Source organism: Rathayibacter sp. AY1C2 (assembly GCF_002931195.1).
Taxonomy (GTDB): Bacteria; Actinomycetota; Actinomycetes; order Actinomycetales; family Microbacteriaceae; genus Rathayibacter.
Map to the genome: position 1 here is coordinate 31819 of NZ_PSWG01000010.1, position 23120 is coordinate 54938.

Here is a 23120-nt window from a genome sequence, read left to right on the forward strand (position 1 = left end):
CCGCTCAGTGGATCTGGACGAGCGGCCCGGGGTGGAGCGCGGCGTCGGCCGCGGGGGTCGTCTCGTAGGCGCGGCGGTAGTCGCGCCCGAAGTGCGACGCGCTCGCGTAGCCGACCGCGGCCGCGGCCTGCGCGGCGGTGTCGCCCCGGACCAGGAGCAGCCTCCTGGCCTCCCCGAGGCGGAGCCGCCGCAGGTAGCCCAGCGGCGACATCCCGGTCAGCTCGCGGAAGCGGCGGGTGAGTGTGGGCACGCTGGTGCCCGCCTCCGCGGCGAGCGCGCCGAGGGTCCATCCGCGCGACAGCGACGCGCTCATCGCCTCGACCGCGCGGGAGACGGCCTCCGAGCGGACGGTGCTGGACGCGGCCAGCAGCCGGGGCGCCTGGTCCGTCTGCAGCAGCCGCAGCACGAGCTCGCGCGTGATCGCGGGGGCGAGCACCGGGATGTCGGCGGGGGCGTCGAGCAGACGGAAGAGTCGGCGCAGCGAGTCGGCCATCTCCTCCGTGACCGTGCCGATCCGCGGGGCGGGAGCCCGCGGGGCCGTCCGGGGGGCGAGCGCCGCGATCTCGGCCACCACGAGCGGGTCGAGACGCCAGTTGGCCGACAGGAAGTCGCCGCGGTCGCCGGTCTCCACGACGGCCGCGACCACCGGCAGATCGACGGGGGTGATCAGGAAGCGGCCGGCGCCCCACCGCTCGTCGGAGTCGCCGACCACCGAGCGCTTCCGGCCGGCCAGCACCAGGCTGAGGGTCGGCGGGAACCGGGTGTAGACGAGCTCGGTCGGAGCGGTCACCCGGTGCAGGCGCAGGGCGAGCGCGGCGGCGCGCTCGGGGTGCCCGACGTGGCGCCGGGTGAGCTCGGCCGCCTGCCCGAGAGCGTCGAGGACCTCGCGCGTCATCTGCGCCCCCACGGAGCGGCGGGCCGTTCGCACCCGGCCCCTCGCGTTCGGATCGCGGTCATCGTGCACTCCCCTGCGGATCCTCCGCCGGCGACTCCGGGCCGCTCGGCTGCTCGGTCCACGGGTCGAGGCGCGGCCGTCAGGACGCGGGAGCCTCGATGCGCGGGAAGAGCGCGGCGAGCGTGCCGACGGTGGTGCCGACGGGGAGGACTCCCCACCGGCCCGCCTCGCGGATCGGCTGCGCGGTGAGGGCGCCCAGCGACTCCGTCACGCCGAGCGCCTCCCAGAGGGACGCCGTCGCGCGCGGCACGACCGGCGAGAGCAGCACGGCCAGGGCGCGGAGCCCCTCCGTCGCGGTGTAGAGCACCGTGCCGAGGCGCTCGCGCTCCTCGCGCTTGGCGAGTGCCCACGGCTCCTGCTCGGTGATGTAGCCGTTGAGCTCCTCGACGATGCTCCACACGGCGGTGATCGCGTCGTGGATCGCGAGCGCGTCGATCGACCGGTCGGCCGACGCGGCGGCCTCGGCGACGATGCGCTGCACGCGCTCCTCCGCCTCGGTCGGCTCCCCCGGCGCGGGCACGACGCCGTCGTAGTAGCGGTGCAGCATCGCGACGACCCTCGAGGCGAGGTTGCCGAAGCCGTTCGCGAGCTCGGACTGGTAGCGCGCCGACAGGTCCTCCCACGAGAACGAGCCGTCCTGGCCGAAGGTGATGGCCCGGAGGAAGTAGTAGCGGAAGGCGTCGGAGCCGAAGGTGTCGGTGATCTGCTCGGGCGCGATGCCGGTGAGCTTCGACTTCGACATCTTCTCGCCGCCGACCAGCAGCCAGCCGTGGCCGAACACCTGCCGGGGCACCTCGAGGCCCGCGGCCATGAGCATGGCGGGCCAGATCACGGCGTGGAAGCGCAGGATGTCCTTGCCGACGATGTGGGTCGCGGGCCAGCGGCGCTCGAACTCCGCCTCGTCCTGGCCATAGCCGACCGCGGTGATGTAGTTGAGCAGCGCGTCGAACCAGACGTAGACCACGTGCGAGTCGTCCCAAGGGACCTTCACGCCCCAGTCGAAGCTGGAGCGGGAGATCGACAGGTCGGCCAGGCCCTGGCGGACGAAGCTCACGACCTCGTTGCGCGCCGACTCGGGCTGGACGAAGTCGGGACGCTCCTCGTAGAGCGCGAGCAGCCGCTCGGTGTACTCGCTCATCTTGAAGAAGTAGTTCTTCTCCTTCAGCAGCTCGACCGGCTTCGAGTGGATCTTGCAGACGTACTGGCCGGCGTAGTCGCCGGTGCCCTCCTCGAGGTCGGACAGCTGCTTGTACTCCTCGCAGCCCACGCAGTAGTAGCCCTCGTACTCGCCGGTGTAGATAGCGTCCTCGTCGTACAGCTTCTGCAGGAACTTCTGGACGTTGACCTCGTGCCGCGCGTCCGTGGTGCGGATGAAGTCGTCGTTGGCGATGTCGATGGTCTCGAGCAGCGGCTGCCAGGCGGTCCTCACCAGGCGGTCGGCCCACTCCTGGGGGGTCGTGCCGTTGGCGGTGGCGGTGCGGAGGATCTTCTGGCCGTGCTCGTCGGTGCCGGTCAGCAGCCAGGTGTCGTCGCCCGCCTGGCGGTGCCAGCGGGTGAGCACGTCGGCGGCGACCTCGGTGTACGCGTGCCCGATATGCGGGACGTCGTTCACGTAGAAGATCGGGGTCGTGAGGTAGAAGGAGGCGCCGTCGGACATGGCGACCATCCTATTCACCGTGCGGCACCGCTCCCGGCGTGTGACGGACGCTGTGGACGACCGGCCGCGGTCGCCGCCGGGGAGGGAGCCCTCAGCCGCGGCGGGAGGCGAGCGCCGCCTCGTAGAGCGCGCGGCGGGAGAGCCCGGTGATCTCGGCGACCTCGGCCGACGCCTCCTTGAGCCGCGATCCGGCCTCGACGCGGGCCAGCACGTCGGCCAGCGCGTCCTCGAGCGACGCCTCCCGCGCGGGGGCTCCCTCGACGACCAGGCAGATCTCGCCGCGCAGGCCGTCGGCGGCCCACTCGGCCAGCTCGGCCGCCGTGCCGCGCCGGACCTCCTCGAACATCTTGGTGAGCTCGCGGCAGACGACGACGCGCCGCTCCGGGCCCATCGCCTCGACCAGGTCGGCGAGCGCGTCGCCGATCCGGTGCGGGGACTCGAAGAAGACCATGGTGCGCCGCTCGTCGAAGAGCGCCCGGAAGGTCGAGACCCGCTCGCCGTGCCGGCGGGGCAGGAACCCCTCGAAGCTGAAGCGGTCCGTCGGGAGCCCGGACACGGCGAGCGCCATCAGCACCGCCGAGGGACCGGGCAGCGCGGTGACCGCGACTCCCGCCGCCACCGCCGCCTCGACCAGGTGGTAGCCCGGGTCCGAGACCGTGGGCATGCCCGCGTCGCTCAGCACGAGCAGGTCCTCCTCGCGGGCCAGCTCCACCAGCTCGGCGGCGCGCTCGCGCTCGTTGTGGTCGTGCAGCGCGTAGAGGGCGGGCCGGTTCTCGACGCCCAGGGCGCGCATCAGCTGGATGGTCACGCGCGTGTCCTCGGCGGCGACGTGGCGGGCGGAGCCCAGTGCCTCCACGAGCCGGCGGGAGGCGTCGCCGAGGTTTCCGATGGGAGTGCCGGCGAGGATGATCATGCCGCCAGTCTCCCAGGCCGTGTCCGGGGCCTCCCGCCGCGGATCGCCGCCGTCCCGGGAGGAGGCGCCCCGTTAGCATGGCCGGGTGACGGACCGACCGCAGCGCGACTTCGACGACCTGCTCCTGGACGCGGCGGGATCGGCGCGCTCGGTCCCGGTGGAGCCCGCCGAGGCGTCCGCCCCGCGCGAGCGCACCCCGCTCCCGGACGTGCCGCGCGGCTCCTGGTTCGACGACCTGCACGCCCGGCTCGTCGCCTCCCCCGCGCGCCGCCGGCTGTACGAGCTCGGACTGCCGCTGCTGGTGGTCGCCCTGGCCGCGGTGCTGCGGCTGTGGAACCTCGGCCACCCGCGCTCGCTCGTGTTCGACGAGACCTTCTACGTGAAGGACGCCTGGACCCTCTGGAACCTCGGGTTCGAGGGCGCCTGGCCCGAGAACCCGGACCCCGGCTTCGCGGCCGGCGACGTGGACACCTTCACGGGGGCGCCGTCCTTCGTGGTGCATCCGCCGCTGGGCAAGTGGATCATCGGGCTCGGGATGGGCGTGTTCGGCGCGGACGACAGCGTCGGCTGGCGCGTCGCGACCGCCGTCGTGGGGATCCTCGCCGTCGCGCTGGTGATCGTGATCGGCCGCCTCCTGTTCCGCTCCACCCTCCTCTCCTCCTTCGCGGGGCTGATGCTCGCGCTCGACGGCCACGCGATCGTGATGTCGCGGGTGTCGCTCCTGGACGGGATCCTGATGTTCGTCGCGCTCTGCGGGGTCGCGGCGGTGCTGCTGGACCGGCGCTGGGCCGAGCTGCAGCTGGCGCGGAAGGTGGCGGCGGGAGCGCTGCCGAGCTGGGGGCCGGTCCTGTGGTGGCGGCCCTGGCTGCTCGCGGCCGGCGTGCTCTTCGGCCTGGCCGCGGGCGTGAAGTGGACAGGCGTCTACTTCCTCGCGGCGTACGGCGTGTACGCGGTGGTCGTCGACGCGCTGATGCGGCGCCGCGCGGGCGTGCCGTTCTGGGGCAGCGGCGCGATCCTCAAGCAAGGTCCGGTCACCTTCCTCCTGGTCGTGCCGATCGCCGTGATCGCCTACCTCGTCACCTGGACGGGCTGGCTGCGCACCTCCGGCGGATGGGCCCGGCAGTGGGCGTCGGAGGCCCCCGGCAACGCCTGGACCGGGGCTCTGGCGTGGGTGCCGGACTGGGCGCAGAGCCTCTGGCATTACCACGTGCAGATGTACGACTACTCGATCAACCTGCGGGCCTCGCACCCCTACGAGGCGAACCCGCTCACCTGGCTGCTCATGCTCCGACCGACCAGCATGTACTTCGTCGACCAGGCGACGGGCGTCGACGGCTGCACCGCCGCACGCTGCGACGAGGCGATCACCTCGGTCGCCAATCCGCTCATCTGGTACGCCGGAGTCCTGGCGCTGGTGTACCTCCTCTACCGGCTCGCGCGGTACCGGGAGTGGCGCGCCGGCTTCGTGCTGATGGGGATCGTCGCGGGCTACCTGCCGTGGCTGCTCTACCTCGACCGAACGGTGTTCCAGTTCTACTGCGTCGTCTTCGAGCCCTACATGATGCTGGCGCTGGCGCTGACGGCCGGGATCGTGATCGGGAGTCCGGGCGACGAGCGGAGGCGGCGCACCCGGGGCGTCCTCGTGGTGCTCGTCTTCGCGGTGGCGGCGGCCGCGCTGACGGCCTACTTCCTGCCGCTCTGGATCGGCGCGCAGACGTCCTTCGCCTTCTGGCAGGCCCACATGTGGCTGCCCTCGTGGGTCTGATCCGGCGGCTGGGCCCGGGAGTCGCGGCCTGCGCGGTCGCGGCGGTGATCGCGGCCCTGCTGCACGCGGCGGTGCCGGCAGTGCCGATGCTGACCGCGGCGGTCGCGCTCGGGATCCTCGTGGCGCAGCTGCCCGCGGCGCGCCCCCTGCTGAGCGGGGCGCTGGCGCCGGGCCTGAAGTTCTCGTCCCGCTCGCTGATGCGCACCGGCATCGTCCTGCTCGGGCTGAAGCTCTCGCTGATCGACATCGCTGCGCTGGGCTGGGGCGCGATCCTGGTCGTCGTCGGGATCGTCCTGGCCACCTTCGGACTGACCTGGGCGCTGGGCCGGGCGCTCCGGCTGCCCGGGCAGGAGCCGCTGCTGCTCGCGGCGGGCTTCTCGATCTGCGGGGCCTCGGCGATCGGCGCGATGGCCGGCGCGACCCGGGCGAAGGAGCAGGAGCAGGCGACGCCGGTCGCGCTGGTGACGCTCTGCGGCACGCTCGCGATCGCGGTGCTCCCCGCCCTGCAGCAGCCGCTCGGGCTCTCCGACGTGCAGTTCGGGCACTGGGTCGGCGCCTCGGTGCACGACGTGGGCCAGGTCGTGGCGACGGCCCAGGTGGCGGGAGCGTCGGCGCTGGCCGTAGCGGTCGTGGTGAAGCTCACCCGAGTGGTCATGCTGGCGCCGATGGTCGCGGTGGCGGCGGCGGTCACGAGGCGCGGCGGCGGGACCGGCGGGACGCGCCCGGCGATCGTGCCGCTGTTCGTGGTCGGGTTCCTCGCCGCGGTGCTGCTGCGCACGCTCCTCCCCCTGCCGGAGGGACTGCTCGCCGCCGCCGACACCGCGCAGACCTGGCTCCTCGCCGCGGCCCTCTTCGCGCTCGGCAGCGCCGTCCGGGTGCGCGCGCTCGTGACGACGGGGTGGCGTGCTCTCCTCGTCGCCCTGGTGTCGTGGGCGGCGATCGCGGCGATGGGACTGGCCGCGGTGCAGCTGGCGCTCTGATCGGCGCTCCGATCCGCTCGACCGCTCTGTCGCGCACGGTCGCTCTGCACTGCGGGGCCGCTCTGTTACGCGATGCGTCGCTCCGGCGCGGCGGTGTCGGCGGCTCCCGCTAGCGTCGATCGCATGGCAGATCGTGAGTACGGCTTCAAGACGCGTGCGATCCACGCGGGCAACATCCCCGACGCGGTGACGGGCGCCCGCGCTCTGCCGATCTACCAGACCAGCGCCTTCGTCTTCGACGACACCTCCGACGCCGCGGCCCGCTTCGCGCTGCAGAAGTACGGCAACGTCTACTCGCGCCTGTCGAACCCCACGGTCGCCTCCTTCGAGGAGCGCGTCGCGAGCCTCGAGGGCGGCCTCGGCGCCGTCGCCACGGCCTCCGGGCTCTCGGCGCAGTTCATCACCTTCGCGGCGCTCGTCGGCGCGGGCGACCACGTGGTGTCCTCCGCCAACCTCTACGGCGGATCGATCACCCAGCTCGACGTCACGCTCCGCCGCTTCGGAGTGGACACCACCTTCGTCCGCTCGAGCGACCCGGCCGACTACGCGGCGGCGATCACCGAGAAGACCAAGGTGCTCTACGCCGAGACGATCGCGAACCCCTCCGGCGAGATCGCCGACATCGAGGGCCTCGCCGCGGTCGCGCACGCCGCCGGCATCCCGCTGATCATCGACTCCACGGTCGCCACGCCCTACCTCGTCCGCCCGATCGAGTGGGGCGCCGACATCGTCATCCACTCGGCCACCAAGTTCCTCGGCGGACACGGCACCACGCTCGGCGGCGTCGTCGTCGAGTCGGGGCGCTTCCACTACTCCCCCGAGAAGTTCCCGCTGCTGCACGACCCGGTCGCCTCCTACGGAGACCTGTCGTGGGACGGCAACTTCGGGGAGTACGGCTTCCTCACGCGCCTGCGCGCGGAGCAGCTGCGCGACATCGGGCCGGTCCTCGCTCCGCACTCCGCGTTCCTGCTCGCCCAGGGCGTCGAGACGCTGCCGTACCGGATCCAGGCGCACGTCGACAACGCGCGCCGCGTCGCCGAGTGGCTCGACGCCGACCCCCGCATCGAGGCGGTCTACTGGGCCGGGCTGCCCGCGCACCCGCACCACGACCGCGCGCAGAAGTACCTGCCGAAGGGACCGGGCTCGGTCTTCAGCTTCGTGGTCAAGGGCGGCCGCGCCGTCGGCCAGACCTTCATCGAATCGGTCGACCTCGCCAGCCACCTCGCCAACATCGGCGACGCCAAGACGCTGGTGATCCACCCCGCCTCGACCACCCACGCCCAGCTCACCGAGGACCAGCTCCTCCACGCGGGCGTCCTCCCCGGACTCGTCCGCCTCTCCGTCGGCATCGAGGACGCGGACGACATCATCTACGATCTCGACCAGGCGCTCGCCCGCGCGGTCGAGGAGCACGGCACCCCCGACGCTCCGACCGAGCTCCCCGAGGACACGACCACCACCCTGCACACCCCGGCCGTGGAGGTCTGAGCATGAGCACCACCGACACCGCCGACACGGTCGTCCAGCTGTCCAACGGGCTGAGCTGCTCGGTCCCGGCGAACTCGCCGCTGGCGAAGATGCTGCGCTCGCAGCGCACCTGGGTGGGCCCCGACGCCCGCAGGCGACTCGACATCCTCCGCCGCGCGAGGACCGTGGCGATCGTCGGCGCCTCGCCGAACCCGGCCCGCTCCTCCTACTTCGTCGCCACCTACCTGCAGCAGTCGAGCGACTACGAGCTCTACTTCGTGAACCCGAACGCCACCGAGATCCTGGGGCAGCCGGTCTACCGCAGCCTCGCCGAGCTCCCGGTCGTGCCCGACATCGTCGACGTGTTCCGCAAGGCGAGCGACATCCCCGCCGTGATCGACGACGTCCTCGCCGTCGGCGCGCCCACGGTCTGGGTGCAGCTGGGGATCTGGAACCAGGAGGCGGCCGAGTACGGCGAGTCGAAGGGCCTGACCGTCGTGATGGACCGCTGCATCAAGGTCGAGCACGCCCGCTTCCACGGCGGCCTGCACCTGCTCGGCTTCGACACCGGCCAGATCTCGGCGCGCAAGACGCTGCGCTGACCCGTTCCTCTCCGCGAGACGCCACCTGTGCACGCCTCCCGCGATGTGACGCGTACTGAAGCGGCGTCTCGCGGCAGGTGTCGGCTCCTCCGACGATGACGACCGACGGGGGGCGTGCGGGATCACCGACGGGTCGGCCGCGTCGAGCGGCTCCCGATCGATCGGATCGCAGGTCTCCGGGGCTTGACCGGTGCCGCAGGAACGGATGACCGCGGCGGCTCCTGCCCGGCCTGCGGCCGACGATGCGCCGCCCGGCCCTCACCGAGCGAGCACTCGGCCTCCTTCTCCGGCGGAGTGTGCCGCCGCGCGCCGCGGGACGCCTCCCCCGCGCGACGGATCCCCCTCCGTGTTCCGTGGACAGTCACTGGAGACCGCATCCGTCCTCCCCCGGAGGCCGAGGGGTCGGAGTAGGCCTGAGGGGCAAGGGAGAACCGCTCTCCAGATCGTGACGACGAATCCGGCCGGACCCGGCCACGAAGAGGTGTACGAGACGATGAGAAATCCCACCACCACATCCCCACGAGGTCGGCTGCTCGTCGCTGGTGCCGCCTGCGGCGCTCTGGCTTTCGGATCGCTCGCAAGCGCTCCGGCCGCCCTCGCCGCTCCCGCCCCGGCCGTCTCGGTCGCGGCCGTCTCGGCCTCGGCCGCCGCCTGGCCGGTCGTGGCCCAGGGCGAGAACAGCGCCAATGTCCGCACGGTCCAGCATCTGCTGAACGCCGCTGGCCGCTCGGTCGACGCGGACGGAGTCTTCGGTGCCGGCACCGCAGCCGCGGTCTCCGCGTTCCAGAGCGACCGGGGCCTCTCGGCCGACGGCATGGTCGGCGAGCAGACCTGGACGGCGCTGATCACGACCGTCTCCTTCGGCGACTCCGGCGAGGCGGTGACCGCTCTCCAGGTGCAGCTGAACAAGACCGGCGCCGGGCTCACCGTCGACGGCGAGTTCGGAGCCGCGACCCGCGCCGCCGTGGAGGGCTTCCAGTCCGCGGCCGGCCTGACCGTCGACGGCGTCGTCGGCCCGCAGACCTGGCAGTCGCTGACCGGCTCCGGCTCCGGCTCGACGCCCGACCCGGGGCAGCCGGGCGAGACGTTCGCCACCCTGAACGACGAGCAGCTCTCCAACGTCCGCACGATCATCGCCGAGGGGAGGACCGCCGGTGTCCCCGAGTACGGCTGGGTGATCGCGATCGCGACGGCGATGCAGGAGTCGCGCCTGCGCAACCTCTCCGGCGGAGACCGCGACTCCGTCGGACTCTTCCAGCAGCGCCCGTCCTACGGCTGGGGCACCGCGGCCGAGCTGGTCGACCCCGTCTACGCGTCGCGCGCCTTCTACGGAGCCGCGAACAGTCCCACCAGCAACGCCGGCCTCCTCGACGTCGCCGGCTGGGAGTCGCTGCCGGTGACGGAGGCCGCGCAGGCCGTCCAGCAGTCCGGCGTGCCGGACGCCTACGCGCAGTGGGAGACCCTGGCCCGCGAGGCCGTCGAGAGCGAGGGATGAGGATCATGACCACCATCGACACGACCACCGTCGACACCGACACCACCGTCCGACCGCGGAGCGCCCGCTCCCGCGTCCTCGCGCTGATCACCGCGCTCCTGCTCGCCGTCGGCGTCACCGTCGGCGGGGCGACGAGCGCTCAGGCGGCCGACTGGCCCGTGCTCTCCTCGGGATCCAGCGGCGACGACGTGACCACCGCGCAGTACCTGCTCCGCGGCTCCGGCCAGTCGCTCGCCGTGGACGGTGCCTTCGGCTCCGGCACTGCGAGTGCCGTGAACGCCTTCCAGTCCGCGAAGGGCCTCGCCGCCGACGGCGTGATCGGCGAGGCGACCTGGGGAGCACTCGCGGTGACCGTCCGCAGCGGCTCCACCGGCGACGCGGTCAGTGCGGCGCAGACCCAGCTGAACGCGAACGGCGCCTCCCTCGCCGTCGACGGCGTCTTCGGTGCCGGGACGGAATCCGCAGTGACCGGCTTCCAGAGCGGAGCAGGCCTGACGGCCGACGGCATCGTCGGACCTGCCACCTGGAAGGCCCTCATCGCCGGGACCGGCGGCGGCGGAGGCACGACTCCTCCGCCCAGCGGCGACGCGGCGGCCACCGCCCAGGCCATCCTCGACAACCCGGGGATCGAGCTCTACGAGCTGGGCGCCGACTCGGGCGCGGACCCGGAGTCCACCTCGCTCGTCAACATCCGCGACACGGCGGCAGGGAAGCCCGCCCGGACCAGCTCCGGCGGGGACGCGGGAGTCACCGAGGTGGCCCTGGACCCGGCCATGCTGAACGGCCTGCTCCGCCTCAACACGGAGTACGGCTTCGACCTCCGCGTCACCTCCCTCGCCGGTGAGGACCACACGGCGTCGTCGCGCCACTACACCGGCCACGCGGTCGACATCGACCGGATCGACGGCGTGACCGTCCTCAACGGAGCGGACCACCAGGCCGTGCAGGACGCCTGCACCGCCCTGGGCGCGACGCTCACGCTCGGCCCGGGCAAGCCCGGCCACGACAACCACGTGCACTGCGAGTGGTGACCGGAGCGGCACGGTGAGGAGGGCGGGCGTCCACGAGGGTGCCCGCCCTCCCCCGTCCGCGGACGGGCGTACGCTCGACGGATGAGCGCCTACGTCTCCGTCCTCGACCTGTTCAGCGTGGGGATCGGCCCGTCCAGCTCGCACACCGTCGGACCGATGCGCGCCGCCCTCGCCCTCGCCGAGCGGATCCGCGACGCCGGGCTCCTCGGCCGCGTGAGCCGGGTGGGCTGCACCCTCTACGGCTCGCTCGGCTCCACCGGGATCGGCCACGGCACCCCCGACGCGGTGGTCGCCGGTCTCGCCGGCCTGGACCCCGAGACGTGCGACCCGGCGCTGGTGCGCGGGGCATGGCAGCGCCTCGACGCGGAGGGGACGATCCTGCTGGCCGGCGAGCAGCGCCTCGCGATGACGCGCGACGACGTCGTCTTCGAGCCGCGCACGAGGCTGCCGGAGCACCCGAACGCCCTCACCTTCAGCGTCTGGGTCGGCGACGACGCGCTGCCGGTGTGGGAGGAGACCTACTACTCGATCGGCGGCGGCTTCATCCGGCGCGCGGGCGAGCGCGCCGAGCTGGCTGCGCTGGCCCCGCACCCCTACCCCTTCGTCTCCGGGCTCGACCTGCTGGCGACCTGCGATCGGACCCGCTCCGGCATCGCCGAGATCGCCGCCGCGAACGAGCGCGCTCTGCACCCCGGGGTCGACATCGACGCCCGCCTCGACGCGATCTGGGACGCCATGGCCGCCTGCGTCGAGCACGGCCTGGCGACCGACGGCGTGCTGCCGGGCGGCCTGGGCGTCCGCCGCCGCGCCTCGGTGCTCCGCGAGCGGCTCGAGGCCTTCGAGGAGGATCCGCTCGACCGCGCCCGCGCGACCTCGGTGGAGTGGCTCCACGCCTTCGCCCTCGCGGTGAACGAGGAGAACGCCGCAGGCGGGCGCGTCGTGACGGCTCCGACGAACGGAGCGGCGGGCATCATCCCCGCCGTCGGGCACTACTACCTCCGCTTCGTCCCGGGCGCCGATCGCGCGGGACTGCGCCGCTTCCTCCTCACCGCCACCGCGATCGGCTCGCTCTGCAAGACGAACGCCTCGATCTCCGGTGCGGAGGCGGGCTGCCAGGGCGAGGTCGGCTCGGCCTGCGCGATGGCCGCCGGAGCGCTCTGCGCCGTGCTCGGCGGCACTCCGCGCCAGGTCGAGAACGCGGCCGAGATCGCGATGGAGCACCACCTCGGACTGACCTGCGACCCGGTCGGCGGCCTCGTGCAGATCCCCTGCATCGAGCGGAACGCGATCGCCTCCTCCACCGCGGTGAGCGCAGCCCGCCTCGCGCTGCACGGCGACGGCGACCACCGCGTCTCGCTCGACGCGGTCATCGAGACGATGCGCCAGACCGGCATCGACATGTCGTCGAAGTACAAGGAGACGAGCGAGGGCGGCCTCGCGGTCAACGTCATCGAGTGCTGAGCGCCCGGCGGCGTCCGTGACCGTGCGTGACGCACGGGGGCGCACCTGTCGGCGGTCGCGCCTAGCGTGGAACGGGTGAGCACCTCCTCCGTCCCGTACCTCGCCCGGCCGATCGTCTCGACCCAGTGGCTCGCCGACCAGCTCGGCCGCGAGCACCTCGTCGTCGTCGACGCCAGCGTGCTGCTCGTGCCCGGCTTCGACGGGCGGCCCGGCTACCTCAGCGGCGACGAGCAGTACCTCCTCGAGGGGCATGTCCCCGGCGCCGTGTTCGGCGACCTGCTCGAGCAGCTGTCGGATCCGGCGGCTCCCCTGCCCTTCACCCGGCTCGACCCGGAGCGCTTCGCCGCCGCGACGGCCGCGCTCGGCATCGACGACGACTCGGTGGTCGTCGTGTACGACTCCGCGGTCGGCCAGTGGGCCTCGCGCCTGTGGTGGCTGCTGCGCTCGGCCGGGCACGACGCCGTCGCGGTGCTCGACGGCGGGCTCCCGGCCTGGCGGCGGGAGGAGCGCCCGATCGAGACGGGGCACGTCGAGCCCGCCGTGGGCGGAGGGATCAGCGTGCGCGAGGAGCGGCCGCTCTGGATCGACAAGGCCGGCGTCGAGAGCGTCGTGCGCGGCGAGGCTCCCGGGGCGCTGGTCTGCGCGGTCCCGCCGAAGGAGTTCACCGGGGAGGAGGGGCGCCGCCCCCGCCTCGGACACCTGCCGGGCTCGCGGAGCGTCCCCGCCGGGCGGCTCGTCGACCGGGCCGACAACACGCTCCTGCCGCCGGAGCGGCTGCGTTCGCTGTTCGGAGACGCTCTCCAGGCCGAGCGGATCGTCCTCTACTGCGGCGGCGGGATCGCCGCGACGGCCGATGCGCTCGCACTGGCGGTGCTCGGAGTCCACACGGCGGTCGTCTACGACGGCTCGCTCAACGAGTGGGCCGCCGACCCCGAGGCGCCGCTGGTGGTCACGGCCGCGTGAGCAGCTCCTCCGGGAGGCGGGTCGTCGGCAGGGCGCAGACGAAGGCCTCGCAGGAGTAGGCGGTCGGCAGCCCCTCCCGCGAGATCCGCCCCTCGAACAGCTCGAAGCCCGCGTCCGCCCAGTCCCGGGCGCCCTCGTCGGACACGCCGACCAGCACGCCGATCCCGGCGGACCGCGCGCCCTGCACCGCCTCCGCCGCTCCGGGGCCCACGACGACCAGCTGCCGCACCGGGCGAGCCAGCCGCGAAGCGAGCCCGAGCACGGCGCCGAAGCCCATCGGCTGGCGGACCGCGCCCGGAGCGATCGAGGCGACGACCGCCTCGGCCGCCTCCCGGTAGCGCTGCGATCCGGTGAGCAGGTACAGCTCGTGCGCCGCGTCCGCCGTCGCCGACAGGCCGGAGGGGTAGGCGCCCTCGGAGGGATCGGCCGCGAGCAGGAGTCCCCGCGCGGTCAGCGCCGGGTCTCCTCCCCCGGGCAGCGCGAACGGCAGCGGGCCGTCGGCCGCGTCGAGCGCGCCGTCGATCAGGGTGCGCGCCGCGACCGCGTAGCGCGGGCGGCCCTCCGCCAGGGCGAGCTCGAGGAGCCCGCCGGCCAGCATCCCGAGGTCCTCCAGCGCCGGGCGGGCCGCGGAGACGGCACCGTCGAGGGAGGCGCGCACCGCGACGCGGCCGTCGACGAGGTGCCGCTGCAGCACCGCGTCCGCCGCGCGCCGGGCGGCGTCGATCCACTCCTCCCGTCCGAGCACGCGTCCGGCGCGGGCGAGCGCGCGGATCGCCAGGCCGTTCCAGCCGGTGACGACCTTCTCGTCGAGAGCGGGTGGCGCGAGGCGGGACCGGTCCTCGGCGAGGTAGTAGCCGCCCTCCGAGCGCTGACCGTCGACGATGCTCTCCGAGTCCTGCGCCGACGCGAAGCCGCCGCCCGGCCGCTCGAGAGTGGTCAGGAGGAACGCGGCGACGCCCTCCGCGATCCCGGTCAGCTCCTCCACCCGGGCGCCGTCGTGCCCGAGCAGGACGGCCGCGACGTCCAGCAGCTGCGCGTTGTCGTACAGCATCCGCTCGTAGTGCGGATCGCTCCAGTCGGCCTGCGTCGCGTAGCGGAAGAAGCCCCCGTCGCGGTCGCGGAGAGGGGACGCGGCCAGCGCGAGCAGCGTGCGCTCGGCGAGCGCCGCTCCCGAGGGCCGCGAGGCCAGGAACCCGAGCACGGGGGCCACCGGGAACTTCGGGGCGCCGCCGAAGCCGCCGTGCACCCGGTCCTCCTCGTCCGCGAGTGCGCGGACGGCGCCGTCGAGCTCGGCGTCGCCGGGCAGTGCGGCATCGGCGGGCAGCGCCGCGGTCGCCTCGCGCAGGGCCGCGGCCAGGCCGCCCGCCGTCGCCTGCACCTCGTCGCGCCGCAGCCGCCACGCCTCCGAGACCGCGTCGAGGACGTCGGAGAAGGCGGGCACGCCGCCGACGGCGCGCGGCGGGAAGTAGGTGCCGGCGAAGAAGGTCTCGCCGGCGGGGGTGGCGAAGGCCGTCAGCGGCCAGCCGAGCTGCCGGGTGAACGCGCTCGCGGCCGTCAGGTAGGCCGTGTCGACGTCCGGATGCTCCTCGCGGTCGACCTTCACCGCGACGAAGTCCGCGTTCAGCCGAGCGGCGAGCACCGGATCCGAGAACGACTCCCGCGCCATCACGTGGCACCAGTGGCAGGTGGAGTAGCCGATCGACACCATCACCGGGACGTCGCGGCGCACCGCCTCGGCGAACGCCTCCTCGCCCCAGGGGAACCAGTCGACCGGATTGTCCGCGTGCGAGCGGAGGTAGGGGCTGACACTGGAGCGCAGACGATCGGCCATGCGCCCCACGCTAGACGTGGGCGGAGCCTCCGGTCAGGGGGTTGCCGCGGGACGGAGGGTCAGGAGGTCCGCGGGACGCCGAGGTCCGCGGGTCTCCCCCGCCGCCGGCCCGCCCGGCCGCTCAGCGCTCGAAGAACCAGCCCGACGGCCGCTCCGTGCCGCGCACGACCGTGCCGCCTCCGCCGCTCCCACCGCGACGGCCCACCGCCAGGTAGGCGAGGCTGCCGATGAACGGCGCGATCACGATGAACGCCACCCAGGAGACCTTCGCGACCTTCGAGAGCCTCGGGTTCGACAGCACGCCCCGGATCGCGAAGAGCAGCAGCACGATGTTCAGCACGACCAGCAGGGACTGCGGATTCATCGGGGTGCTCCACGGGATCGTGCGCCGCGGTCGACCGGCGCCGGAGCGCCCGACCGGGCAGGGTGGCCCGCGATGTTTCACGAGACAGGGCATTGTCGCACGCGGCGTAGGATGGAGGGCTCATGTCAGACGTGCTCAGCATCCGCTACCCGCCCGAACTCCCCGTGTCGGCGCGGCGCGACGACATCGCCGCCGCGATCCGCGACCACCAGGTGGTCATCGTCGCCGGCGCGACCGGATCGGGCAAGACGACCCAGCTGCCGAAGATCTGCCTGGAGCTCGGCCGCGAGAGCATCGCGCACACGCAGCCCCGGCGCATCGCCGCGCGCACCATCGCCGAGCGCATCGCGGAGGAGCTCGACGACGAGGTCGGCGGGCTGGTCGGCTACCAGGTCCGGTTCACCGACAAGGCGTCCGCCTCGACGCGGATCAAGCTGATGACCGACGGCATCCTGCTCAACGAGATGAACCACGACCGGATGCTCAGCCGGTACGACACGATCATCATCGACGAGGCGCACGAGCGCAGCCTCAACATCGACTTCCTCCTGGGCTACCTGCACCGCCTGCTGCCGCAGCGCCCCGACCTGAAGGTGATCATCACCTCGGCGACGATCGATCCGCAGAGCTTCGCGGCCCACTTCGCCGACGCCGCCGGCGAGCCCGCGCCGATCATCGAGGTCTCCGGCCGCACCTACCCGGTCGAGATCCGCTACCGCCCGCTGGTCGCCGAGGAACCGGAGGAGGACGACGACACCGACGTCCCCGACGCGACGAGCGGCAGCCGCGACCTGATGACCGGCATCGCCGACGCCCTGGCCGAGCTGGCGCGCGAGGATCCGGGCGACGTCCTGGTGTTCCTCTCGGGCGAGAACGAGATCCGCGACGCCGAGGACGCCATCCGCGGTCGGAACCTGCCGGGCACCGAGGTGCTCCCCCTCTACGGGCGCCTGTCGGCGGCCGATCAGCACCGCGTCTTCGAGAAGGGGCGCACCCCCGGCGTCCGCCGCCGCGTCGTGCTCGCGACCAACGTGGCGGAGACGAGTCTCACCGTCCCCGGGATCCGCTACGTGATCGACGGCGGCACGGCCCGCATCTCGCGCTACAGCGCGCGCTCGAAGGTGCAGCGGCTGCCGATCGAGGCGGTGTCGCAGGCCTCCGCGAACCAGCGCTCCGGCCGCTCGGGCCGCACCAGCGCGGGCATCGCGATCCGCCTCTACTCCGAGGAGGACTACCTCCGCCGCCCCGAGTACACCGATCCCGAGATCCTGCGCACGGGCCTGGCCGCGGTCATCCTGCAGATGATCTCGCTCGGACTGGGCGACATCGCCTCGTTCCCGTTCCTCACTCCGCCCGACTCCCGCGGCATCAAGGACGGCCTCGACCTGCTCACGGAGCTCGGCGCCCTCCGCGTCCCCGGCTCCCCCTCCGCCGCGCCGCGAGACGCCGCTCCGGTGCGCGGCACGCCGCCGAGCGCGCACTCGAGCGGCGTCCCGCGCAAGGGGGCGGAGGCCGCGCCGCAGCTCACGCGCATCGGGCGCGACCTCGCGCGGCTCCCCATCGATCCGCGCTTCGGCCGGATGGTGATCGAGTCGCGCCGCCACGGCGTCAGCCGCGAGGTGATGGCGATCGTCGCGGGCCTCACGATCCAGGACGTCCGCGAGCGCCCTCTCGAGCGCCGCGCGCAGGCCGACCAGCAGCACGCGCGCTTCGTCGATCCCACCAGCGACTTCCTCACCCTGCTGAACCTCTGGAACTACGTGGAGGAGAAGCAGGAGGAGCTCTCCTCGAGCGCCTTCCGGCGCCTGTGCAAGGCCGAGTACCTCAACTACCTGCGCGTGCGCGAGTGGCAGGACGTGTTCCGCCAGCTGCGCCAGCTCGCGCGCCCCCTCAAGCTCGAGCTGGGCGAGCCGAAGGTCGACCCCGACGGGATCCACCGGAGCCTCCTGGCCGGCCTGCTCTCGCACTTGGGCATCAAGGACACCACCTCGCAGCAGGCGCAGCGCGCGGCGAAGAGCCGCGAGCGCCAGAACGTGCAGTACATCGGCGCCCGCAACGCGAAGTTCTCGATCTTCCCCGGCAGCGCCCTGGCCAAGAAGCTCCCCGACGCGGTGATGAGCGCCGAGCTGGTCGAGACCAGCCGCCTCTTCGCCCGCTCGAACGCCGCGATCGATCCGGCCTGGGCCGAGGCGATCGCGGGCGACCTCGTCAAGCGGCAGTTCAGCGAGCCGCACTGGGAGAAGGCGCAGGGCGCGGCCGTCGCCTACGAGAAGGTCACGCTCTACGGCGTGCCGATCATCGCCCGCCGCCGCGTGCAGTTCTCGCGGATCGACGCCTCGTACGCCCGCGAGCTGTTCATCCGGCACGCCCTCGTCGAGGGCGAGTGGGAGTCGCGCCACGCCTTCGACCGCAAGAACCGGGCCCTGCGGGCCGAGCTCGAGCGGCTGGAGGAGCGCACGCGCCGCCGCGACCTGCTCGTCGACGACGAGGCCGTGTTCGACTTCTACGACCGCCGACTCCCCCGCGACATCACCTCGGTGCGCTCGTTCGACTCCTGGTGGCGGACGACCCAGCACGACGAGCCCGACCTGCTGACGATGACGCAGGAGACGCTCCTCCCCGAGGACGCGGAGCAGATCGACGAGACCGCGTTCCCCACGCAGTGGCGCCAGGCCGACCAGCGCTTCCGCCTCTCGTACCGGTTCGAGCCGGGGACGGAGGAGGACGGAGTGACGGTGCACGTGCCGCTCGCCCTCCTGCCCCGCGTGACGCCCCTCGGCTTCGACTGGCTCGTGCCGGGGCTCCGGGCCGAGCTGGTCACCGCGATGATCAAGGCGCTGCCCAAGCACCTGCGCCGGAACGTGGTGCCCGCGAACGACTGGGCGCGCAAGCTCACCGCGTCCCTGCCGCACGACGTGCCGAATCCGCCGACGGAGTCGTTCGCGGCGACCCTGGCCGGAGCGATCCGCCGCGAGGCCGGCGTGGTGGTGCAGCCCGAGGACTTCGACCTCGAGCGCATCCCCTCGCACCTGCGGGTCACCTTCGCCGTCGCCGACGAGCGGGGGCGCACGATCGCCGCCGGCAAGGAGCTCGCCCCGCTGGCCGAGCGCCTGCGCGGTCGGGTCCGCGACGAGGTCGCCCGCGTGGTCGAGGCCCGGGTCCCCGACGCGCTCGAGCGCCGGGGTCTGAAGACCTGGGACATGCCGGAGCTGCCCCGCGTCACCGACACCCGGCAGGGCGGGAACACCATCCGCGCCTACCCCGCCCTGATCGACGACGGCGACTCTGTCTCGATCCGCCTGCTCGCCACGGCCGAGGACCAGGCGCGCGAGCACCCGAGAGGCGTCCGCCGCCTCCTCCTGCTCGCGACGCCGAGCCCCGTCGCCTACGTGCAGCAGCACCTCACCTCGAACGAGAAGCTCGTGCTCGCGCAGAGCCCGTACCAGAACACGACCGCGCTCTTCACCGACTGCCTGCTCGCCTGCGTCGACGCGGTCCTCTGGCGGATGAAGCCCGACGGGATGCTCTTCCTCCGCGCCGAGTTCGACGCCGTGCGCGACCGGGTCTCGGCGAGCGTCATGGACGCGATGTTCGAGACCGTGAAGACGGTCACGACGATCCTCACCACCGCCCGGGGCGTCGAGAAGGCGCTCAAGGCCTCGACGAGCATGGCGCTCCTGCCCGCCCTCACGGATGCGCGGGAGCAGCTCTCCGGTCTGGTCTACCCGGGCTTCGTCTCGGCGACCGGAGTGGAGCGGCTGCGGCACCTCCCGCGCTACCTCGGCGGGATCACCGAGCGCTTCGGAAAGATCGCCGAGAACGTCGGGCGCGACCGCGTCTGGCTGAACGAGGTGCAGGCGGCCCAGGAGCTCTACCGCTCGGCAGGCGGCGTCGTGCCGCTGCCCGCGCACGCCCCGGAGCGGATCGCGCGCGCCCGCTGGATGATCGAGGAGCTGCGGGTGAGCTTCTTCGCGCAGTCGCTCGGCACCGCCGAGAGCGTGTCGCTGCAGCGGATCCGCAAGGTGCTGGCCGGCTGACGCGCCCCTCCGCCGAGGGAACCGCGACCCGTCGAGGGGCCCTCGGGCAGCGGTCTCCCTCGACGAACCGCAGTCCCCTCCGGAGCGCTAGTGTCGTCCGGTGGGCAGCTACACCGATCTCCTGAAGACCCCCGGGGTGGGGCGCATCATCCTCGCGCAGCTGACCGCGCGCTTCCCGTTCGGCATGCTCTCGCTGGCGTTCCTCCTGCACGTGGAGCGGGTGCACCACTCCTACGCCGCCGCCGGCCTGGTGCTCGGCTCGATGTCGATCGGGCAGGCCATCGCCGGGCCGCTGACCAGCCGCCTGATGGGGCGGCTCGGAATGCGCCGCGTGCTGACGATCACCCTCGTGGTCTGCGCGGGCGCGATCATCGCGATGGCCGTGCTCCCGCTCGAGGTGTGGCAGTTCGTCGTGATCGGGTTCGTCGCCGGCCTGAGCATGCCGCCGGTGCAGCCCGCCGTGCGGACCATCTACCCCAAGATGGTCACCAGCTCGCAGCTGACCCCGCTCTTCTCGCTCGACGCCTCCGCGCAGGAGATCATCTGGGTGCTCGGCCCGGTGCTGGCGACGCTCGTGTCGATCCAGGTGTCGACGGTCGCGGGCATCCTGACCGCCGCCGCGTTCCTGATCGGCGGCGGGATCTGGTTCATCGCCTCGCCCGAGGTGGGCCGCGTCCGCATCCCGCGCTCGAAGCGCCGCCTCGGCGTGGTGCTCACGAAGCCCCCGGTGCTGCTGGCCACGGTCGTCGGCTTCCTCCTCATCGGCGCCTGCTCGGCGGTCGAGGCGGGCGTGGTCGCGGTGTTCGGCGAGGGCGGAGTCGAGTCGGGCGTCGTGCTCGCCGTGTTCGCGGCGGGGTCCCTGGTCGGCGGCCTCGCCCTCGGCCACATCCCGATCAGCCGGTGGGCGACCGCGCGACGGATGCTGATCGTCACGGTCGGCATGGGTCTGGCGGCGGTCTCGACCGACTTCTGGTGGCTGTGCGTCACGCTGTTCCTCGCGGGCATCGGCATCGCCCCCGCTCTCGCGGCTCTGTTCGCGATCACCGCCTCGAGCGTGCGCTTCTCGGACACGGCGGAGGCCTACGGCTGGGTCGGCACCGGTCAGCTGATCGGCGCGGCGCTGGGCTCCGCGATCGCCGGCGTGCAGATCGACCAGGCCGGGCCGACCGCCGCCATCGTCGTCGCCGCCGCCTTCGCCCTGGTCGGCTTCCTGGTGCCCCTGCTCGGCCGCCGTTACCACCCGGATCTCCGCGGGCGCGACGCCAGCCCGCTGCCCGACACCGAGCCGGTCACGCTGCCCTCCTAGGCCGCCACCCCGGTTGTCCCGCGCCTGTCGGGCACCCTAGGGTGAAGGCCCACGACGACGAGGGGACGGCATGGGACTGCGGGAGGACGCGGAGGAGCTGGTGCGCGAGCACCGGCGCGCCGCCGCCCGGACCGACCTCCTCGACCCCTGGTCCGATCCGGAGACCCCGGAGTGGTGCACGGAGCTCGCCGCCGCGCTCTGGCAGGGGTCCTTCCGCCCGAGTCCCGTCTACTTCCGCCGCGAGGAGTCCTCGCACGCCTGGCGCGGCCCGCACTCGACCCGCCTGCACCACCTCGGCTACGGGTGGCAGCTCACCGCGCACCGCGAGCAGCACGGGGTCGTCGCCTCCGAGACGGCGGTGGTCCTCGAGACGGGCTCCCTCTGGCGCGGACTCGGCATCGGCCGGCGCCCCGTGCGCGCGCTCCGCGGCCGGCTCGGCGTCGAGGGCCTGCAGGCGGGCCACGACGTGCACTTCGCCGCGCGCGGCATCGACGAGCGCAGCGACGCGGAGCGCGCCGAGCGACGCCTCCTCTTCGGGGTGGCCGGTCTCGCGGCGCTGATCGAGGACGACGTGCACGTGGGACCGCACGGCGAGCTCGACTGGAGCGTCTGAGGCGCGTGCCAGCATGGGAGGCATGAGCGTCCCCCTGATCCCCCTCAACGACGGCCGCGCGATCCCCCAGCTCGGGCTCGGCGTCTACAAGATCGGCGACGAGGAGGCGGCCCGCACGGTCGCCGTCGCCCTGGAGGCCGGCTACCGGCACGTCGACACCGCCACCCTCTACGGCAACGAGCGCGGAGTCGGCGAGGGGATCCGCGCGAGCGGCCTCCCCCGCGAGCAGGTCTTCGTGACGACCAAGGTCTGGAACGACGACCACGGCTTCGACGAGACCCTCGCCGCCTTCGACCGGAGCCTCGAGCTGCTCGGCACCGACTACGTCGACCTCTACCTCGTGCACTGGCCGATCCCCTCGCGCGACCGCTACGTCGACACCTACCGTGCCCTCGAGCGCCTGCAGAGCGAGGGGCGGGCCCGCTCGATCGGCGTCTCGAACTTCGCCGAGGAGCACGTGCAGCGCCTGCTCGACGAGACGGGAGTGGTGCCCGCGATCAACCAGGTCGAGCTGCACCCGCGGCTGCCCCAGGAGGAGCTGCGCGCCTTCGACACCGCCCACGGGATCGTCACCGAGGCCTGGTCGCCGCTGGCACGCGGGCGCCTCCTCGACGAGCCTGCCCTGGCCCGCGTCGCCGCGAAGCACGGCGTCTCGCCGGCGCAGGCGGTGCTGCGCTGGCACGTGCAGCTCGGCGTCGTCGTGATCCCGAAGTCGGTGACGCCGGAGCGGATCCGCGAGAACCTGGACGTCTTCGGCTTCGCCCTCGACGACGAGGACCTCGCCGCGATCGCCGGGCTCGCGACCGGTGAGCGCACCGGCCGCGACCCGCGCTTCGACTGAGGCTCCGGCGATGACGGCGGGCAGGGTCCTGCTCCTGCACGGCCTGGGCGGCTCGGGCCGCACCTGGTGGCGGCTGAGCCGCGAGCTGACCGCGGCGGGCTGGAGCGTCTCCGCTCCCGACCTGCGCGGACACGGCGACGGGCCGCGCCGCGGCTCCGCCCGCCACGACGCCTACGCCGACGACGCCCTCGCGCGGGGACCGTTCGACCTCGTCGTCGGGCACTCGCTCGGCGGAGCGGTCGCGGTGCGCGCCGCCGCCCGCGAGTCCGGCTGGGCGGGGCGCCTGGCGCTGCTGGACCCGGTGCTCCGGCTCGCCCCGGAGCAGCGGGCCGCCGTCCGCGCGGGCGAGCTCGCCGGTCTCGTGGTCTCGGCCGAGGAGCTCGCTGTCGCGCAGCCGCTCTGGGACGAGCGGGACCGGGCCGAGAAGCTCGCCGCGGTGCGGGCCGCCGATCCGGCCGCGGTGGCGGCGACGATCGACGACAACGATCCGTGGGACCTGCTGGCGGACCTGCCGGGCCTCCGCCCGCCGGTCCTCGTGCTGGCCGGCGATCCGCAGGTCGAGACGCTGCTCCCTCCCTCCCTCGCCGCCCTGGTGCTGCGCGCGAATCCGCGCATCCGGTACGCGGTCGTGGCCGGCGCAGGTCACAGCCCCCACCGCGACCGTCCGGAGGAGACGCTCGCGATGCTCCGCGAGTGGGCCGAGAGCCCGGCGACAGCCTGACCGACCCGCCGGCCCGGTCCGTGTTTCGTCCGGATGAAATCTGGCAGGGGGGACTGGGCCGCACCGTTTCCTGTGAATACCCTCGCAGAGGACGCGATCCCCTCCCAGTCTTCGGGAG

General features: G+C 73.4%; 18 protein-coding genes. 13 read left to right on the forward strand and 5 right to left on the reverse strand.

All coding sequences use genetic code 11. The features are described from left to right. Nucleotides 1-4: 4 nt before the first annotated feature. The 3 genes from C5C55_RS09105 to rsmI all read right to left on the reverse strand — a co-directional run bounded on the left by C5C55_RS09105 (nucleotide 5) and on the right by rsmI (nucleotide 3525). Complete coding sequence (locus tag C5C55_RS09105) at nucleotides 5-895, reverse strand: AraC family transcriptional regulator (protein WP_104222370.1); 891 nt, start codon at nucleotides 893-895, stop codon at nucleotides 5-7. A gap of 139 nt (nucleotides 896-1034) precedes the next feature. Then, nucleotides 1035-2612: a methionine--tRNA ligase gene (metG, locus tag C5C55_RS09110; RefSeq protein ID WP_104226924.1), complete on the reverse strand. Its 1578-nt coding sequence runs from the start codon at nucleotides 2610-2612 to the stop codon at nucleotides 1035-1037. Nucleotides 2613-2703: 91 nt separating this feature from the next. Further along, nucleotides 2704-3525 carry a 16S rRNA (cytidine(1402)-2'-O)-methyltransferase gene (rsmI, locus tag C5C55_RS09115; RefSeq protein WP_104233694.1) on the reverse strand — a complete coding sequence of 274 codons (822 nt, stop codon included), beginning with the start codon at nucleotides 3523-3525 and terminating at the stop codon, nucleotides 2704-2706. 85 nt (nucleotides 3526-3610) lie between these two features. Between rsmI and C5C55_RS16745 the strand changes: the two genes are divergently transcribed. From C5C55_RS16745 to C5C55_RS09155, 8 genes are all read left to right on the forward strand, one after another. Then, complete coding sequence (locus C5C55_RS16745; RefSeq protein WP_258072528.1) at nucleotides 3611-5290, forward strand: dolichyl-phosphate-mannose--protein mannosyltransferase; 1680 nt, start codon at nucleotides 3611-3613, stop codon at nucleotides 5288-5290. Continuing rightward, on the forward strand, nucleotides 5281-6270 hold the full coding sequence (locus C5C55_RS16750; RefSeq protein ID WP_244230664.1) for a YeiH family protein: 990 nt from the start codon (nucleotides 5281-5283) through the stop codon (nucleotides 6268-6270). Before C5C55_RS16745 ends, C5C55_RS16750 begins: the two co-directional genes overlap by 10 nt. Nucleotides 6271-6393: 123 nt before the next feature. Next, a complete protein-coding gene (locus C5C55_RS09130; RefSeq protein ID WP_104226921.1) occupies nucleotides 6394-7758 on the forward strand; it encodes an O-acetylhomoserine aminocarboxypropyltransferase/cysteine synthase family protein in 1365 nt (454 codons plus the stop codon). 2 nt (nucleotides 7759-7760) lie between these two features. Beyond that, a complete protein-coding gene (locus tag C5C55_RS09135) occupies nucleotides 7761-8339 on the forward strand; it encodes a CoA-binding protein (protein ID WP_104233696.1) in 579 nt (192 codons plus the stop codon). A 493-nt stretch (nucleotides 8340-8832) separates the two neighbouring features. Beyond that, a complete protein-coding gene (locus C5C55_RS09140) occupies nucleotides 8833-9834 on the forward strand; it encodes a peptidoglycan-binding protein (RefSeq protein ID WP_104233750.1) in 1002 nt (333 codons plus the stop codon). A gap of 5 nt (nucleotides 9835-9839) precedes the next feature. Beyond that, a complete protein-coding gene (locus C5C55_RS09145) occupies nucleotides 9840-10865 on the forward strand; it encodes a peptidoglycan-binding protein (protein ID WP_104233697.1) in 1026 nt (341 codons plus the stop codon). An 81-nt stretch (nucleotides 10866-10946) separates the two neighbouring features. Beyond that, nucleotides 10947-12326 carry an L-serine ammonia-lyase gene (locus C5C55_RS09150; protein ID WP_104222318.1) on the forward strand — a complete coding sequence of 460 codons (1380 nt, stop codon included), beginning with the start codon at nucleotides 10947-10949 and terminating at the stop codon, nucleotides 12324-12326. A gap of 75 nt (nucleotides 12327-12401) precedes the next feature. Continuing rightward, complete coding sequence (locus C5C55_RS09155) at nucleotides 12402-13289, forward strand: sulfurtransferase (RefSeq protein WP_146080923.1); 888 nt, start codon at nucleotides 12402-12404, stop codon at nucleotides 13287-13289. Here C5C55_RS09155 and C5C55_RS09160 read toward each other — a convergent pair. After that, nucleotides 13276-15120: a thioredoxin domain-containing protein gene (locus C5C55_RS09160; RefSeq protein ID WP_104233699.1), complete on the reverse strand. Its 1845-nt coding sequence runs from the start codon at nucleotides 15118-15120 to the stop codon at nucleotides 13276-13278. The two genes, C5C55_RS09155 and C5C55_RS09160, sit on opposite strands and share 14 nt — an antisense overlap. A 121-nt stretch (nucleotides 15121-15241) precedes the next feature. After that, on the reverse strand, nucleotides 15242-15484 hold the full coding sequence (locus tag C5C55_RS09165; RefSeq protein ID WP_160033960.1) for a PLDc N-terminal domain-containing protein: 243 nt from the start codon (nucleotides 15482-15484) through the stop codon (nucleotides 15242-15244). A 122-nt stretch (nucleotides 15485-15606) separates the two neighbouring features. Between C5C55_RS09165 and hrpA the strand changes: the two genes are divergently transcribed. The 5 genes from hrpA to C5C55_RS09190 all read left to right on the forward strand — a co-directional run bounded on the left by hrpA (nucleotide 15607) and on the right by C5C55_RS09190 (nucleotide 23002). After that, nucleotides 15607-19521 (forward strand): ATP-dependent RNA helicase HrpA, encoded by a 3915-nt coding sequence (gene hrpA, locus C5C55_RS09170; protein ID WP_104233701.1) that lies wholly within the window; start codon nucleotides 15607-15609, stop codon nucleotides 19519-19521. A 100-nt stretch (nucleotides 19522-19621) separates the two neighbouring features. Next, nucleotides 19622-20827: an MFS transporter gene (locus C5C55_RS09175; protein ID WP_104222308.1), complete on the forward strand. Its 1206-nt coding sequence runs from the start codon at nucleotides 19622-19624 to the stop codon at nucleotides 20825-20827. A gap of 70 nt (nucleotides 20828-20897) precedes the next feature. Then, entirely contained in the window at nucleotides 20898-21440 is a 543-nt protein-coding gene (locus tag C5C55_RS09180) for a hypothetical protein (protein ID WP_104233702.1), read from the forward strand. A 22-nt stretch (nucleotides 21441-21462) separates the two neighbouring features. After that, a complete protein-coding gene (locus C5C55_RS09185; RefSeq protein WP_104226933.1) occupies nucleotides 21463-22281 on the forward strand; it encodes an aldo/keto reductase in 819 nt (272 codons plus the stop codon). A gap of 10 nt (nucleotides 22282-22291) precedes the next feature. Further along, complete coding sequence (locus tag C5C55_RS09190) at nucleotides 22292-23002, forward strand: alpha/beta fold hydrolase (protein ID WP_146080924.1); 711 nt, start codon at nucleotides 22292-22294, stop codon at nucleotides 23000-23002. Nucleotides 23003-23120 lie beyond the last annotated feature (118 nt).